Origin of the sequence: Spiroplasma endosymbiont of Ammophila pubescens, assembly GCF_964020965.1 — a bacterium.
Classification (GTDB): domain Bacteria; phylum Bacillota_I; class Bacilli_A; order Mycoplasmatales; family Mycoplasmataceae; genus Spiroplasma.
In genome coordinates this window covers 271,299-287,086 of record NZ_OZ026611.1, presented here as the reverse complement: position 1 = coordinate 287,086, position 15,788 = coordinate 271,299, and the positions used below count along the sequence as shown (strand labels likewise).

The 15,788-nt window shown below is 22.7% G+C and carries 26 protein-coding genes; 22 read left to right on the top strand and 4 right to left on the bottom strand.

Annotated features, from left to right (window positions below; all coding sequences use genetic code 4):
- Positions 1 to 170: 170 nt before the first annotated feature.
- The 3 genes from ABNT63_RS01790 to ABNT63_RS01780 all read right to left on the bottom strand — a co-directional run bounded on the left by ABNT63_RS01790 (position 171) and on the right by ABNT63_RS01780 (position 2,603).
- A complete protein-coding gene (locus ABNT63_RS01790; RefSeq protein WP_348736164.1) occupies positions 171 to 827 on the bottom strand; it encodes an ECF transporter S component in 657 nt (218 codons plus the stop codon).
- A gap of 38 nt (positions 828 to 865) precedes the next feature.
- Complete coding sequence (gene hpt / locus ABNT63_RS01785; protein ID WP_348736163.1) at positions 866 to 1,453, bottom strand: hypoxanthine phosphoribosyltransferase; 588 nt, start codon at positions 1,451 to 1,453, stop codon at positions 866 to 868.
- Positions 1,454 to 1,583: 130 nt separating this feature from the next.
- The gene (locus ABNT63_RS01780) at positions 1,584 to 2,603 is read right to left on the bottom strand and encodes a hypothetical protein (RefSeq protein ID WP_348736162.1); all 1,020 of its coding nucleotides are present in this window, start codon (positions 2,601 to 2,603) and stop codon (positions 1,584 to 1,586) included.
- Positions 2,604 to 2,935: 332 nt separating this feature from the next.
- Here ABNT63_RS01780 and ABNT63_RS01775 point away from each other — a divergent pair, with 332 nt between their 5' ends.
- The 18 genes from ABNT63_RS01775 to ABNT63_RS01690 all read left to right on the top strand — a co-directional run bounded on the left by ABNT63_RS01775 (position 2,936) and on the right by ABNT63_RS01690 (position 13,596).
- Complete coding sequence (locus ABNT63_RS01775; protein ID WP_348736161.1) at positions 2,936 to 3,163, top strand: hypothetical protein; 228 nt, start codon at positions 2,936 to 2,938, stop codon at positions 3,161 to 3,163.
- A 100-nt stretch (positions 3,164 to 3,263) separates the two neighbouring features.
- A complete protein-coding gene (locus ABNT63_RS01770) occupies positions 3,264 to 3,446 on the top strand; it encodes a hypothetical protein (RefSeq protein ID WP_348736160.1) in 183 nt (60 codons plus the stop codon).
- A complete protein-coding gene (locus ABNT63_RS01765) occupies positions 3,421 to 4,203 on the top strand; it encodes a rolling circle replication-associated protein (RefSeq protein ID WP_348736159.1) in 783 nt (260 codons plus the stop codon). Before ABNT63_RS01770 ends, ABNT63_RS01765 begins: the two co-directional genes overlap by 26 nt.
- Positions 4,204 to 5,040: 837 nt before the next feature.
- Positions 5,041 to 5,439 carry a hypothetical protein gene (locus tag ABNT63_RS01760; protein WP_348736158.1) on the top strand — a complete coding sequence of 133 codons (399 nt, stop codon included), beginning with the start codon at positions 5,041 to 5,043 and terminating at the stop codon, positions 5,437 to 5,439.
- Positions 5,440 to 6,140: 701 nt separating this feature from the next.
- Positions 6,141 to 6,890, top strand: a complete 750-nt coding sequence (locus ABNT63_RS01755; RefSeq protein WP_348736157.1) for an MIP/aquaporin family protein — start codon at positions 6,141 to 6,143, stop codon at positions 6,888 to 6,890.
- Positions 6,891 to 6,920: 30 nt separating this feature from the next.
- A complete protein-coding gene (locus ABNT63_RS01750; protein ID WP_348736156.1) occupies positions 6,921 to 7,391 on the top strand; it encodes an FAD-dependent oxidoreductase in 471 nt (156 codons plus the stop codon).
- A 278-nt stretch (positions 7,392 to 7,669) separates the two neighbouring features.
- Positions 7,670 to 7,972, top strand: coding sequence for a hypothetical protein (locus ABNT63_RS01745; protein WP_348736155.1), 303 nt, complete (start codon positions 7,670 to 7,672; stop codon positions 7,970 to 7,972).
- Between the two features lie 14 nt (positions 7,973 to 7,986).
- Positions 7,987 to 8,139 (top strand): hypothetical protein, encoded by a 153-nt coding sequence (locus ABNT63_RS01740; RefSeq protein ID WP_158500439.1) that lies wholly within the window; start codon positions 7,987 to 7,989, stop codon positions 8,137 to 8,139.
- A 312-nt stretch (positions 8,140 to 8,451) separates the two neighbouring features.
- Positions 8,452 to 8,616, top strand: a complete 165-nt coding sequence (locus ABNT63_RS01735) for a hypothetical protein (RefSeq protein ID WP_338991744.1) — start codon at positions 8,452 to 8,454, stop codon at positions 8,614 to 8,616.
- 229 nt (positions 8,617 to 8,845) lie between these two features.
- Positions 8,846 to 9,001 carry a hypothetical protein gene (locus ABNT63_RS01730; protein WP_348736154.1) on the top strand — a complete coding sequence of 52 codons (156 nt, stop codon included), beginning with the start codon at positions 8,846 to 8,848 and terminating at the stop codon, positions 8,999 to 9,001.
- Positions 9,002 to 9,482: 481 nt separating this feature from the next.
- Positions 9,483 to 9,914 carry a hypothetical protein gene (locus tag ABNT63_RS01725; RefSeq protein ID WP_348736153.1) on the top strand — a complete coding sequence of 144 codons (432 nt, stop codon included), beginning with the start codon at positions 9,483 to 9,485 and terminating at the stop codon, positions 9,912 to 9,914.
- 180 nt (positions 9,915 to 10,094) lie between these two features.
- Positions 10,095 to 10,466, top strand: coding sequence for a hypothetical protein (locus ABNT63_RS01720; protein WP_348736152.1), 372 nt, complete (start codon positions 10,095 to 10,097; stop codon positions 10,464 to 10,466).
- Positions 10,467 to 10,610: 144 nt separating this feature from the next.
- Positions 10,611 to 11,033 (top strand): hypothetical protein, encoded by a 423-nt coding sequence (locus tag ABNT63_RS01715; protein WP_348736151.1) that lies wholly within the window; start codon positions 10,611 to 10,613, stop codon positions 11,031 to 11,033.
- Positions 11,034 to 11,215: 182 nt separating this feature from the next.
- Positions 11,216 to 11,890: a helicase HerA domain-containing protein gene (locus tag ABNT63_RS01710; protein WP_348736150.1), complete on the top strand. Its 675-nt coding sequence runs from the start codon at positions 11,216 to 11,218 to the stop codon at positions 11,888 to 11,890.
- A gap of 96 nt (positions 11,891 to 11,986) precedes the next feature.
- The gene (locus tag ABNT63_RS01705) at positions 11,987 to 12,325 is read left to right on the top strand and encodes a hypothetical protein (protein ID WP_348736149.1); all 339 of its coding nucleotides are present in this window, start codon (positions 11,987 to 11,989) and stop codon (positions 12,323 to 12,325) included.
- Positions 12,326 to 12,349: 24 nt separating this feature from the next.
- Positions 12,350 to 12,757, top strand: coding sequence for a hypothetical protein (locus ABNT63_RS01700; RefSeq protein ID WP_348737122.1), 408 nt, complete (start codon positions 12,350 to 12,352; stop codon positions 12,755 to 12,757).
- A gap of 105 nt (positions 12,758 to 12,862) precedes the next feature.
- Complete coding sequence (locus tag ABNT63_RS01695; RefSeq protein WP_348736148.1) at positions 12,863 to 13,348, top strand: hypothetical protein; 486 nt, start codon at positions 12,863 to 12,865, stop codon at positions 13,346 to 13,348.
- Between the two features lie 68 nt (positions 13,349 to 13,416).
- A complete protein-coding gene (locus tag ABNT63_RS01690) occupies positions 13,417 to 13,596 on the top strand; it encodes a DNA methyltransferase (RefSeq protein ID WP_348736147.1) in 180 nt (59 codons plus the stop codon).
- Between the two features lie 35 nt (positions 13,597 to 13,631).
- Here ABNT63_RS01690 and ABNT63_RS01685 read toward each other — a convergent pair whose 3' ends face one another.
- The gene (locus tag ABNT63_RS01685) at positions 13,632 to 13,940 is read right to left on the bottom strand and encodes a hypothetical protein (RefSeq protein ID WP_348736146.1); all 309 of its coding nucleotides are present in this window, start codon (positions 13,938 to 13,940) and stop codon (positions 13,632 to 13,634) included.
- 180 nt (positions 13,941 to 14,120) lie between these two features.
- On the opposite strand from ABNT63_RS01685, the gene ABNT63_RS01680 reads away from it, so the two are divergent.
- From ABNT63_RS01680 to ABNT63_RS01670, 4 genes are all read left to right on the top strand, one after another.
- Positions 14,121 to 14,510: a hypothetical protein gene (locus ABNT63_RS01680; RefSeq protein ID WP_348736145.1), complete on the top strand. Its 390-nt coding sequence runs from the start codon at positions 14,121 to 14,123 to the stop codon at positions 14,508 to 14,510.
- Positions 14,511 to 14,606: 96 nt separating this feature from the next.
- On the top strand, positions 14,607 to 14,804 hold the full coding sequence (locus ABNT63_RS01675) for a hypothetical protein (RefSeq protein ID WP_348736144.1): 198 nt from the start codon (positions 14,607 to 14,609) through the stop codon (positions 14,802 to 14,804).
- A 315-nt stretch (positions 14,805 to 15,119) separates the two neighbouring features.
- On the top strand, positions 15,120 to 15,329 hold the full coding sequence (locus tag ABNT63_RS11335; protein WP_431607832.1) for a plasmid recombination protein: 210 nt from the start codon (positions 15,120 to 15,122) through the stop codon (positions 15,327 to 15,329).
- 296 nt (positions 15,330 to 15,625) lie between these two features.
- Positions 15,626 to 15,787: a hypothetical protein gene (locus ABNT63_RS01670; RefSeq protein WP_348736143.1), complete on the top strand. Its 162-nt coding sequence runs from the start codon at positions 15,626 to 15,628 to the stop codon at positions 15,785 to 15,787.
- The last annotated feature ends 1 nt before the right edge of the window (position 15,788 follow it).

The window sequence follows — 15,788 nt, the reverse complement described above, 5'->3', positions numbered from 1 at the left end:
TCATGATAATAGATATTAAAAATATAAAATTGGAGATAATAACAAAAATAAAATAACTTTTATAAAAATAAGGCTTGTTGATTGTTTCACTGTTTTTTCGCTTCTTTCTATTTTAATTTTATAATTTTCTATTAAATAATGCAATTCAAACTAAAAGTGCACTCAATATATTAATTATTATTATGAAGTTTTTTTAATGCATATGCAACTGGTGGAAAAATAGCAACCACTAACAACATTTCTGGTAAATAATTCGTTGCTAAAATAATTCAAGTAAAAGTGTGAAAAAAGCGTTGTTGATCTGGGCCAGTATAAATTAAAGGACCAATAAAATACATAAAAAATAAAACAAAAATAGTATTTAACGTAGCTGCAGTAAAAGCAATAATAATATTATAAATTTTTAAATAATGTCGTTGGTATCAAGTCAATTCTGTAATTTGATTAGTATAAATTTTTGTTTCAATTTTAACCGAAGTTTTTGTTAAAAAATAAGCTAAAACACCAACACAAAGTCCCATTAAAACCCGTGGCACAACAGAAAACAATGGATTAAGAAAAATAAAACTAGTTGGACCTGGTGAAATTAATGTTTGAATTAATGAGGATAAACCAAAAATAAGACCATAAATTAAACCTGCTCAAATTAAATTTAAATTCATTGTAATATATAAAGCATACATTCCTATTAAAAATAAAATATGCATTAAGGTTAAACTAACTGGACCAATCGTAATATATCCTAATGATGGAACTAAAGCAAACAATAAAAAAATTGCAATAATAATACTATTAATTGTAATCATTCTTGTCGTTACTTTTTTCATTTATTCCTCCAATGATAACTAAATCATTTAATTGTCTATTAGTCCTTTATGTCTCATTTTCATGTTGCTATTTTTTTCTGATCAGCAATCGCAATATATGGCAAATTACGTAAACGTTCTTGATAATCTAAACCAAAGCCAATTAAAAAAGCAGGTGGAACATCAAATCCATATCAATCAGCAACTAAATCTACTTTCCGACCAGCTTTTTTATCTAATAAAGTAACAACTTTTACACTACGTGCTCCTTTTAGATATAAATAGTCTTTAATCATTTTAATTGTTTTACCACTATCAATAATATCTTCGACTAATAAAATGTCGCGATTTGTTATTGGCATTGGTAAATCAAGTAAAATTTGGGGCGTATCTTTACTCTTAATACCACCAAAATAAGATGAAACAACCATATATTCCGTTTCACATTCAATACCAATTAAATAAGAAATAAATTTTGCCATAAAAGGAATACATCCTTTTAATAATCCTAAGCATAAAATCGTATTATCTTTTGCTGGATATTCATTAAGATAATAATGACTAATTTGTTGCCCTAATTCAAAACATTTTTCATCAATTTCTTCAGTAGTAATTAAAATTTCTTTTACAAGGGGATGTATCTTCATTTTTCTGCCTCACTAAATATTAATAATTTATTTTAATAATATAATTATAGTATATTATAATACAATTAATGCTTAATTAAAAGATACTTAATCTTAAAAAATAATCCAGAAATTTAAAACTAAATGTAATTTATTTTATTAATCTTGGTAAATAGGATGCTCAAAATTCGTGTCATAATTTTCACGCTTTTATTTTCAAAGCATCACTTGCTAAAAATAAATATACAAATCCTTCTGCAACAAAATCACCAAGATTATTAAAAGAATAACTACTTAAATGAAATAAATTTAAAATTTGTTCTTGCGTTAAACCTTGGTTATTCTCAATTTTATTTGCTAAAAAAACTTTAATTTCTTTAATAACATTGACTTGACGACTAAAATTAATATCAACGGTATGCCCCAATTCATGAAAAATAACATTAAAAATTTCACTAGAGCTTCATCAGCCATTTCGCCAAGAGTTAAATCCGTTTACTTTATGACTACAAAGCAAGATATTTCGTTCAAGCGCAATAGTTTGTTTAAACCCTTCTCAATATGTAGAACCAACAACCGAACCACGATTATCATTAATTCTTAATATTCTAACAAATTTTTTAACAATATCTTTTGATCAAATATTACTAATAAAATTATAAAATTTTACTAATAATGCTTTTAATTTTTCTTGATAATCTGGACAAAAAGTATTAATAACTTGTTGTCATCCTTGTTTTGTTTCATCATATCAAAAATTAGATAATTCTTCATAAGACTTAAAAACTTCTTGCGTATAAAATGGTAAATCAGTATTTTGTGCTTGCATTAAAAAAGCATTTGTTAAATTTTTTTCAAGATATGTTGTTTGATAATTATCAATTCATAAGCCATTATAACCACGTTGATAAAATCAAGTTGAATTAGGAACATATTGATATTCTAAATCAATGCTGTTTTTCCCTTGCTTAGGCTTAGATGAAACCTTGGGAATTACTGTAACTGGTGGTTTTGGAACTAATTCTACTAATGGTTCCGGATTCATCTTAATTGGAACATTAATAGGCAAATAAACAGTATATAATATTCATAAAATAAAACTCAGTAAAAATATTACTAGTAAAATCAATGCAGTATTAATAGTATAAATTAGTTTTTTTCATTTTTTCATTAATAATAATTCCTTAAATTTGATATGTTTAATACTTTGACCTTATTCTTTACATACTATAAATAAAAATAAAAACATCACAAATAAATTTTAAATTTATCAAATTATTTGTAAATTATTATTATGATTTCACAAATAATTTGATAAAAAATTTTTTTGTGCCAATACTCTTGCTTTTTTTAGTTATATATTTTATTTTTGCCTTATCGTATTAATTAATAATTATTTTTTATCTTAAAATTACATCTTTGCTATTTTAAAAAATTTTTTACAAAAAAAAAAAAAAACTTGGTTAAAATAATTATATATTAAACTTATAGGAGAATTAAAATATGAAAACTGAAATTTATCGCAGCATTGTTAATTGTTTGGAAAATATTAGAATGCATTTAAAATTAAGTCAATTAAAATTTGTAGCTTTTTTTGTTCTTACTCGCGAAGGCTATCGATTATCTATAGCTAAAGATACTAATAAAAATAAAAACTATGTTAAAATTGATTTAATTAAATTAACTATCATAACTCAACATCAAAAAAAGTCAATAAACATAAGGGTTTAAAAAATAACAACCCCATAAAATAAGGGTTTTAGAGCATTGTTTTCCGACATTTTAAAAAGGTTTTAAAAATAATATTAATTACTAGAAAGGAGTTATAAAAATGAATAATAAATATTTTAATATTTATCCATATCCTTTTAATCAGTATCCATATAATGAATTAGATGATGATGACATATGATATTTACATACTGGTTTAAATAAAGCAGAAAGAAAAGAATTAATAAATAAAATATATGGTCAAAACAAAGACTTTTATGTTAAAAAAAACATATTACGGTAATTATGTAAAAAATACATTTTTTCCATTAGATAGAATTGAAAATAATATTCGCAATAAAACTGGTATTAAAAATACTGGTGAAAATGAAACTAAACTATTAAATAATCGTATTCGTACTCAAGGAAACTGTATTCGTAAAGCAATACATAATTTTCAAAATGCAGATAAGTTAACATTTTTAACTTTAACTTATGCAGTTAATGAAACAGATATTAAAAAATGCAAATATGATTTAATGAAATTCTTTCAAAATATAACTAGATATCGTAAAAAATATAAAAAATGTAAAGATTTCAAATATTTATATGTATATGAATATCAAAATCGCGGAGCAGTCCATTTTCATATAATTTTAGATTGTTATATTCCTAATAAAATAATACGAAAATATTGACCTTATGAAATTAATAAAAATATCAAAGTTCAAAAAGGAACTAATGAACAACTTATAAAATATCTTTCTAAATATATGGTTAAGTCATTAACTAAAAATGAATTAGAAAAAATAGAAGTTGCCAAAGAGTTTGATATTGATTATAAACCTAAAAATGTTGCCTCAGGTAATAAACTTAATAATTTATTTGATTTGAATATTAAGTTATATCAATTTAGTATAAATTGCGATAATGTAGCGACTAAAACTGGTTTAATAAATATGCCTTTTGATGATTTATGAGAAATATTTATTCACCATAAAAATAAGTTTGGTGAAAAACAATTTTATAGGTCGTATAAAGAAAATTGGGGTTTTTTATAAAAACAAGAAAAAAATGTCTTTATTTTATTGAACTAAATAATATTTAAAAACAAAAACCCCAATCTTTTACATGCGACCATTTTATAATAAAGATTTAGGTATATTTATTGGTTTACAATATGATACTTACATAGATAATGATATTTTTAGCAAGATTGAAGAGTTTTCAATTAGTAAACAAAGAAAAAACCGATTGCTCGGTCAGAAAAAAATGCTTAATTAATTAACTCTTAAATTATATAACTAAATATTTATTTTGTCATTAATATTTTAAAACATATTAATTTTTCGTCGTTGTAATGATATAATTTAGTTGTAGATTTGTTATTACAGTGGCGAATCTACTTTTTAATTTGACAAATAAATTTTATAATGATAATATAAAAATAACTTAGATTTGTGAGAGAACATTTCTAAGTATTCAAATTGTTATTACAATTTCACTGTAAGGATATTTAGATATTTTCTCTTTTTTAGTGGACTATTAAATACTAAAAAATATTTTATATTCAAATTGTAAATATCAGTTTATTTATTAAATATAAAATAATTTTTAAATAATGGGGTAATTGTTTTAATGTTCATATGGTATTAAACAATAAAGTAGTTAGTATTTTAAAATTAATTTATAATGTTAAGTAATAATTTATAATTATGTTCTTGTTTTTAATGTTTTAAAATACTACTATTCCTATTAACATTTTTAGATTTTGTTTTGGTGTGACTGTATTAGTTTATGATAATTAAATACGATTTAAAGTTTCCTATTTAGTAGTTAATCCCTACTTAACCATTCTACGCCTATATTGATAATTAATTATTTGGAAAGGAGTTTTAATGATTTTAGTTTTAGATAATGGTGAAAAATATAAAGTAAATGATAGGGAAAAGAAAAATCAAATATTAGATATTTTTTACAGTTCTGTTGATCAAAAATGGAGTACTTATGTTGTAATGTCAGAACAACAATTTATTTTATTAAAAGATTTAGCAACTCATTATCATTTAAAAAATAAAGATGTTTTTATTAAATTATTAAATGAGTTTAATTTAGATATTAGTTTAGAACAAGTTAATATTTTAAAAAATAAAATTACTTATAATAAAAAGTATATTGTTCGTACATTTAATATTAACCGTGATTTGTATAGAAAAATGTTATTAATTAGAGAGATGTTTAATCTTAAAAGAGTAGTTCAAGTTTGAAATATTTTATTAGATTTATCAAAAAAATAATTAAGTTATTAGTATAAATGGGTAAGAAAAATTATTTACGATTTAGTTAGTATTACAGTGCTAATTTTTTTATTTTAAAATAAAAATATTTTTATTTTAAAATAATGGAATTAGTAGTATAATAATTTTGTAATTAAATATTTAAAAAACCTTTATACTGGTTCTGTAAAGTGTTATAATTTAAAAGAGAAAGAAATCTCAAACAACATTAAAGTAAAACATAGATTAGAACCAGTAGTCTATGTTTTTTTTGTTTGTATAAAGCGTTTTAAGGTCTAAATTAGACAGCGAAAATAAGCAGTCATATAAAACTTAAAAGTAAAAGCAGATACAAATACAAGCAAAACAAAGACAGACACAGACAGAGACAAACAGACAAGCAAACACGCCGGAGGAGGGACTTTATGTCCTCTCAGTGTGTTGTTTGCGGGGTACAGGTCGCGCAGCGATCTAGGGGCGGAGTCCCTTTCCTTGATTCATATATTCATATTTTAATTCATATATTCATATTTTATCAACAATTTTATATAACTTAGAAAATTATGATTTATGAAAAAAAATCAGCCTTAATTATTGAGGAAATTAATTCCTGTTTTACCAAATATTACCAAAAATTAATTTCTTTACAGTAGTTTGCTAAAAATATTTAGCAAATTTTAGTTAAACTTTTTTATTAAATTATTACAAAAAGGAGGTTAATTATGACAAATACTGAATTATTTTTTCAACATTTTGGACTAGAGTTATTTGGTACAATGATATTAATAATTCTAGGTAATGGCGTTGTTGCGAATATTTTACTAAAAAACACTAAAGGAAATGGCCAAAGTTTTTTTGCCATTACTGCTGGTTGAGGATTTGCTGTTCTAATTGGAGCAATGATTAGTAGCGCTTTGCATGGTGTTGCTCATTTAAACCCAGCTGTTACCATTGCAATGGTTGTTCAACAAACTTTTTTTATTACTAATGGTTGATTCTTATTACCTGCCTTGTTATTAGGACAAATTGTCGGCGCAATCATTGGTCAAATTATTGTTGATGTATTTTATTGAAAACATATTAAAGATACAGTAACTGATAATCCCGACTTTATTCTTGCAATTCATGCGACAGGTCCAACTCACCGCAACCCATTTTTTAATTTTTTTGCAGAATTTATTGGAACTTTTGTCTTAATTGCCGCAATATTAGCAATTGGAAAATATAGTAGTGGTAATTTAGGAGCATGATCACCACTTTTTGTTGGTTTAACAGTTTTTGGAATTGGTTTATCATTAGGGGGAACAACTGGTTATGCAATTAATCCAGTGCGTGATTTAATTCCAAGAATTGTTCATTTTGTATTACCGCTTAAAAACAAAGGAAAATCAGATTGAAGTTATAGTTGAATTCCAATTATTGCTCCAACCACAGCAGGAATTGTAACTAGCGGAATTTTTTTATTATTTTAGTATTATTCAATGGAAAGGATACCTCTTATTATGGTAAATAAACCAACTTATGATGTTTGCACCATTGGTGGTGGTGTCATTGAAGCTGCGATTAGTAGCGAATTAAGTCGTTATCAATTAAAAACCATTACCATTGAAAAAAATAAAAAAGTAGCAATGGAAACATCAGCTGAAAATTTTGGAGTTATTCATGGTGGATTTGATCCAACTCCGGGAAAATTAACAGCAAAATTAAATATTGAAGGACACAAACTTTATCAAACTATTTTTAAGGAATTAAATATTCCTCATCAACAAGTTAATTCATTAGTAATTGCCTTTACTGCGGAAGAACAAGCACACTTACAAATGCTATATGAACGAGGAATGACGAATCATGTAAATCCAAAAGATTTACGCATAATCGAGCAAGCAGAATTTAGAGAGGGAGTAAATTATTCGGTTGGTATAAAATTTCCAAAAAATAAGAAAAAGATAGATATAAAATTCTATCTTTTTTAATTAGGTTAAAATTGTCGTTAACCTTGCTTAGTTTAAGAAAATAACAGCAAAACCAACCAAATAAAACTCTCCTACTTGGAATGTCGTAAAACCAAGTAAGTGAGAATAAATAATATAGGGGTGGCCGTACCGCTACGACATAATGGAGGCAATTTTTTAGGCAATATAAAAGAGTTATAGTGGTTTGGAGATAAATATTTAACCTGCAATGGTTAAAGGGTAAGTGTTCCACAATAAAAAAATTTAGAAATCTTACTATTTATAAGGAGGTTTTGAAAGTGTCTTTAAAAGAACTCTTTTGAAAAGAGTTAAAAATTAAATTAGCAAATAAGACAGTATTAATTAATCAATGTCAGTGTTATATCAATGAGTACTTTACAAAATTAACCAGAAACAGAAAAGGCGGTTGATATTGTAAAAAGTATGCTAGGCATTGCTTAGCAAAATTAGAATTTATTAATAAACAAAAAATAAGTTATAATCTTTGATTTTTGACTTTACAATGCAAAAATAATCACCAAATTATTAAAAAATTAATTTTTAAGAAAAATAAATGATGAATTATTAATATCAAAAATTAGAAAGGAGAAATTATATGGTTGAAAATAATATCAAAAATACGATTAGCGAGTTAATTAACGAAATTAAAACAACAACAGAAAACAATTTAAGCAATTTAGAACAAATTATGGAAGCTTTAATTGATAAAGTTAATAATATTGAAAATATTTTAAATCAAATACGATAAAAAAATTAAACCAACTATTTATTAAAATTAGTTGGTTTTTTATTTTTGATAAATAAAAAATAAAGGATATAAAAATAATGAGGAAAAGTTGTCCTAAATGTAGATCAAAAATAGATGGTGATAATAAACATTTATGATGCACAAATGTTTATTGTATTTTTGCAAAAAACCCATATATTTTTAAAAAGAAAAAATAGATAAATATGTTTGTTTGTGACTCTTATTTTATTTTGTTTTTTATTTAATTTTTTAGATGATCGCTTAGTTATTTAAAATGTTGTGAAATATTAGAAAATTTGGAGGAAATTTAATATGTTTGATAAAAAGCAATATAAAGAATGAAACATATTATCAAAATATTTAAGTTGAGATGAAATATTTAGATATTTTAAAAGAGTTTATGATTATAAAAATGAAGAAGAATTAACTCAAGCACTTAATAATTATTTAAACAATTTACCAATTAAGGATATTTAAGAATATGAAAGAGCGATTTTAAATAATTAATATAACAGAATCAATTAAATTTAACAAAGTTAAAGAATTAATAGAAAAAGCTAAACAAGAAATTAGATTATGTAATAATGGTTTATTACCAAAAACATTAGATGATTTAGTTAATTTTTATGAAAATGAAATTTCTGAAAAAGATAAAGAAATTGAATACTTAAAAGATGAAATTGATACGCATATTAAAGGGTATAAATTGTTAAAAATTAATTATGATGAATTAGAAAAATCACAATTATTTAAAGAAGATTTTTACAAAAATCCATATTCAACAGGTTCTATCGATTGAATATTAGTTGACAGTTCAAAATATGACAAATTACCTAGTAAGGAGTATAAAACATGTATTTAGTTATAAAAGATTCAGATAATATAAAAGATCATTATAAAATAAAAGATTTAATTTCAAAAAATACCGATCATGAAGAAAAAGAAAACTTTTGATATAAATTTGGTTTATAACAATATTGAACAGGATATTGTTGATCAAGTGGAACAATAGATAATATAAAAGATATTGATGAATATTTAACAAAAAAGTTTAAAGAATTACAAGAAAAATCGTGAAATAAAATTATAGAAAATTATGTTGAAGATAAATTTGGTTATACAGTGGTAAATCATTTATCTGATATTAATTGAAAAAAAGAGCCAGACAAAAATATAGAACCAGTTCGTTAAAAGTGGTTATATGGTTTAATTAATTATTTATTTTTAAACTACTATTTGATATTAATTTTAGGAAAAATAAAATTAAAAGCAAAAAAAACGAGGTGATTATCATAAAAAAGATTATTCAAAACCCAAAGCAAGATTAAATGGAAATATAATTATTGACTGTATATGCTTTGGATAATAGTTTAAAAGCAGTTGGGAATGTTTCATATAAATTAATAAACAATCCAATAACAGAAAATGCCCCCAATAAACCAAATGAAATTCCCCAAACAGAGGGAATAATACCTAACACTCCTAATAAATCAAATGGAAATAACGAAAATAATGGGAATGAAGAGAAAAATAATCCAAATAAACCAGAAAAACCAAACAAACAACCAGATCCTAACAAACCTAATAAAAATAATGAAAGTGATTGAAAAAAGTTTTTTAAAAAACCAGTTTATTTATTTTTTATGACTTTGATTAGTTGTGGGATAGTTGGTGGTTTTATAACTTGAATTATCATTAAAAATCAATTAAATAAAAAAATTAGGGGCAAAAAGTTGAAAAAAATAAAAGCTATAACAAAGGCAAAAAACAGATAAAATATTGGTTTATTTTTTCTTTATTTAAATACCCTTATTACGCATTTTAAGGGTTAAATTAGATATGAAAAGTTATTTTATAATATTATATAAAATAATAAATCATTATATAAAATATTTATTTCTTAAAAAACGGCATTTTAAATGCCGTTTTTTATTTTAAAGAAAGAGGTGCAAAATATGAAAAATGTAATACCAAAAAAACTAAAAGACGCCAAATATCGATTTTGACGCAATATAACAATAACAGATGTTTTGATAATTGCTGTTTGAGTTGGATTAACAATTATGTTTATATTTGGTTTTCAATGAAAACTATGAATAAAATTATTATCATCAATCATGATTTTAATTAGCTTACCACTAATTATTACAAATAAAAACAATAATTTAAAAGGATGACAATGCTTATATTATAAAATAAATTTCCTATTTAGTTATAAGAAATATAATAAAAACAAAACAAGTTTACTGGTACCATATAATAAAGTTATTGATGATAATTATATTGAAACACACGGAATTTTAAAGTACCCTTTAAAAAAACTTTAATTGGAACAATTAAAATAAAGGGATTCGATATCACTTTATTAAGTGGCGAAGAGCAAATATTAAGATTACGAGATTTGCAAGATGTTTTTAAATTTGCTAATTTTCCAATAACTTTTTTAAAGTTAGAATTACCATTAAATTTTGATGACAACATTAAATATTTACAAAAAAAAAATTAATAAAACACAAACTCGTTATAAAAACAAAGAAATTAGTTTTAATCAATTTGTAAAAATTACAAAACAAATTAAAAATAATATTGCTTTTTTAAAAAAAGAATTAATTAAAATAAACGATGAAATTAAAACTGAAAAATGTTTTTTTATTTTTGTATATGGAAATAGTCAAAAAGATTTAAGTGAAAAAATATTATTTTTAGAAGATAAATTATATAAAGGAAAAATTAATTGCAATACTTTATCTAATTACGAAATAACAAAAATCTTAAAATTAATATGAAATCCATATGAAAAACCATTAAATAAAACAGATTTTAATAAAAATAAAGATAATTTAGCAAAATTATTGCAATTTAACTATCTAAATATTAAAAAAATTATTTTATAGCAAATGATTTATATTATAAAATTAATACTATTCATGACTACCCTTTATTTATTAATGATTTATGAGTGGCATGTTTATTTTCAAATGAGTAAACTATTATTTGAAATATAAATCCTTTAAATTATGATGAAACAAAAAAAGCGATCAACAGTGCCATTCAATCAACCCAAACAAGACAAGCAATGACAAAATCATATATTAATACAAATGAAAATAACTATGAATTAGAAACATACTATCATTTAATTGATGAGGTTAATGGTGGTGGTGGTGAATTATTAAAAAATGTTAATATTTTATTTTTAAATTATGGAACAAATAAAAAAACATTACTACAAGCACAAACACGATTAACAAAATCATTAAAAGAAATGGATATTAAACTTAATCCATTGTGATATCAACAATTTAATGGTTTAAAAGGTTTTATACCCTATAACAATAAGGTCATAATAAAAAAATATGGCCGAGAAATGCCAACAAGTACCTTAGTAGCATCATTTCCATTTATTTATAGTGGCTTATATGATAAACAAGGAATTTACTTAGGAACAAATAATATGGGAAATGTTGTATTGTTAGATCAATTTAAAATTACCAGTAAAAGAACAAACCATAATATGTTTATTCTTGGTTCATCAGGAATGGGAAAAACATATTTGTTAAAAAAAATAATAAATTATCATATTCAGATGGGACAAAAAGTGATTGTTATTGACCCTGATCGTGAATACCAAGAATTATGCAAATATTATGATGGAAATTGAATTAATGCAGGAGATGCTTCGATAGGAAAAATAAATCACCTACAAATTTTAGATAATAACTTTAGTGATGAATTAGAAAATACCAATTAATCGCCCCTATCAAATCATTTACGATTTTTAAAACAATGATTCAAAACGCTTTATCCTGATTTTAACGGGTGAGAAATTAATTTATTAACAAAATATTTGAAATTATTATATCATCAATTTAATATTACAAATAATAGTGACATTAATAAAATTAATAATAATGATTTTCCAATTATGAATGATTTTTATTATTTATTAGAAAAAGAATATAAAAACAATAAAAATAAACTTTTAAAAGAATTTATGGATTTAATAGCAACTGATTTTTTAAATGATGGAAAATATCAAGCACTTTGAAATGGTCACACAACAATAAAATTTAATAACAACTTTATTGTTTATGATGTTTATAATTTGTTTGATTTAGATGACAAAAAAACAAACGCAGCACAATTAATTTTAATGCTAAATATTATTAAAAAAGAAGTAAAATAAAATCGTTTTAAAGATAATAATCAAATTGTAATAATTGTTGATGAGGCTCATTTAACAATCGATAAAGATAATCCAGTTGCCTTAAATTTTATGTATCAAATGACAAAACGAATTCGGAAATATAATGGTGCTTTGGTTGTGGCAACACAAAACATCGCTGATTTTGTAGAAAATGAAACAATTTTAAAGAAAACAACAGCAATTATTAATAATAGTCAATATTCGTTTATTATGGGGTTAAAACCTAACGACTTAGAAAAAGTTATTAATTTATATAAAAGTTATGGCGGATTAACATCAGCAGAACAAGATTATATTACTCGTAGCGTAAAAGGACAAGGGCTATTTTTTGTTTCTGGATTTGAAAGATATTGTATTGAAATTCAAGCAAACAAAAAAGAAAAAGCAGGATTTGGAAAAAAAGATAATTAAAAAAACAAGTAAATTTACTTGTTTTTTTAATTTTTATGAAGAATTTTGTTAAATTTTTGCTTTTTTAGTAAAAAACAACAAAAAAATTCAAAAAAGGAGGAAAAAATGTTTAAAACAAATTTAGGAAAATTAATAAATGGTGATGCATTAACTTTTATTAAAAATTTAGAAAATGATAGCGTTGATTTAATATTAACTGATCCACCCTATTTATATAATTTACCAAAAAGAAAAAACGAGCAAATAAATGAAAATAATATATCAAAAAGTATAAATAAATATATTAATGCTATCTATGATAATAATTTGCATAATTCATTTGATATAAATACTTATTTAGATGAGTTTTATCGAATTTCAAAAACTAAATTTATATTAATTTGAATGAATAGATGACAAATTAAAGATTATTTAGATTGGGTTTATAAAAATAATATGAATTTTGATTTTTATTTATGAGAAAAAACAAACCCAATGCCAACTAAAAATTTTATTTTGCAATATAAAGAATATTGTATGATTATTTATTCTAAAAAATACTCAATTCCAAATTATCAAAATAATTATGAAAATAAAAAAAACAATATTTAAAAGCCCAATAGGTTCAGCTTATAAAAAAACAAAACACCCAACAGAAAAACCATTATATATTTGGCGATTTGATTAAAAAACATAGCAAAGAAAATGATTTAATTTTTGATCCTTTTATGGGCGGTGGTACAACTGCATATGCTTGTGAACAGTTAAACAGAAAATGACTGGGTTGTGAAATAAATAATAATTACTTTGCAATGATACAAAAACGATTAAAAAAAATACAACTTAAATTAAATTTTTAAAAAATGAATAACTTTCAATTAATCAAAAACATAAATTATGTCGCAGTTTTAATTGCCATGATGGTTGTATTATCGCAAACTATGCGAATCCAAATTATTCCAAGAACATCAATTCCATTATTTTTAATCCCCATTTTTATAAGTGGATTTATTTTAAATTGATATTGGTGTTTCTTAATTGGATTTATAGAACATTTTCTATCTGATTTAACATTATGAGGTTTTACTTTGGGATCATTATGCTGAAATATTGGAACAGGTTTATTAGCAATTTTAATTAAATTAATTAATTGAATAAAAATAAATCATAGTATTAAAATTATTCTTATTTTATTATCAAACATAATTATTTATCTTCCGATTGATTTTGTTCTTTTTTGATTAAATATTGGTGTTTTAAATATAGAAAAAATAATTATCGGAATATTAATTACGAACACAATATGTTTACCAATTTTCTATTTTATAACATTAAAAATTAAAAAAAGATTAAAAATAATTTTATAAAGAAAGGAACTATCAAAATGAAAGAAACAGAAAAATATATAAGTTATCAAGTTATGACAAATAATTTAATTTTAACAAAACCTTATTATGATATTAAAGGTAATAAATGAATTGAGTTAAGGATAAAAAATTTATTGTATCCTTATGCAAGCATTAATATAAATAGCAAATATTTTAAATTACAATATAACAAAGATTATTGTTTTATTACAATTTTTAAAAATAAAAACTTTTATATTAAAAATAAAGATGGAAAAATTGAGGGTGAGGTTAATTGAAAAAAACTGCACCCTTTTTTATTAGAAATGGATAAGCAAGTTTTAATTAAAAAAGCAGAACTAAAACAAATATACCAAGAAAATTTTAAATATTTTAATGGTAATAAATTTCCAAAAAAAGATGATTAATTAGACAAAATAAAAATGAAATTTTTGAAATATTTTAGCTTTTTAAATTTAATAAATTTTAAAGGATAAAAATTTCCAAAAAAGGAGGATAAAAAGATGGAAAAAGAATATAAATTTAAGTCATCACCACCGATTACAACTTTTAAAAAATATAAAAGTGGTACAGTTGACAAATTAATACGACATAATTTTAGAATTAAAGTACCTGAAAATGTTAATCCTTATTTTACAAAATATAATTTTTATTATGTTGGTGATACAAGAGCAAAAATAAGCAATGACAAAGGTTTTTAGTTAACAAATAATAAAAGATTTGAATTATTAAAAAATATAGAAGAAGCTTGAAATAAGCAACAACAAAAATATAGTGAAGCACAAAAATCAACTTTTAAAGAGTTTTGTAATAAACATAATACTTATATAGAAATTGTTTTGCCAGCAACAAGACAATAATGATTTGAAAAAATGGGAATATGTAAATTTACAGATATTAAAATATAGGACAAAACAACAGATACTCGTAAAATGGGACACTTAATTCCTGAAAGTATAAATTATCATAAATTAAATGAATGAGCTAATATTGAAATAAATTTTATGAAACAATAAATGAAAAATAATCTTAAAACAGATATGGGATATTTGTATTCAGCAGTTCACATGGATGAAACAACTCCCCATATTCATTTTGATTTTATTCCAATTAGTAAAGTTTTTTCAAAAAAACTTAATGGAGAAAGATACATAATTAGTAATAATAGGATTTTGGGGGTAAAAAATAAATACAAAAATTTCATAATTATCATGCTAATTATTTAACAAAAGCAAGTTATGAAATAGAGCCTGGTGAAATTGGTAGTAAAGGTAGTTATAATGCAATTAATTTTCGACAAGTTAAACAATTTGAACGAAATAAATTAGAAAATGAAATTAATAATCTATTTGATGAATACAAGTCTAACAAAGACAATATTAAAGAATTTAGCAAAATTAAAATTATTAGTTATAATTATGATGGTTTAATTTATGAAATTAAACAATATTTAAAATATGAAAATAATTTTACAGATTATAAAATAAACCAGTTAACTAAATATTTAGATTTAGCAGAAAAAATGAAATACTACAAAATTATAACTACTGTTGCTAACCCAAAAATAGCAGATTTTAAAAATATGAGTTTAATTGAAGAAGAATTTAATGAAATGGTTTTTAAAATCAATCCAATTATGCAAAAAGGTTATGATTTGGTGAGTAGTATAGAAATAGAGTTATAAA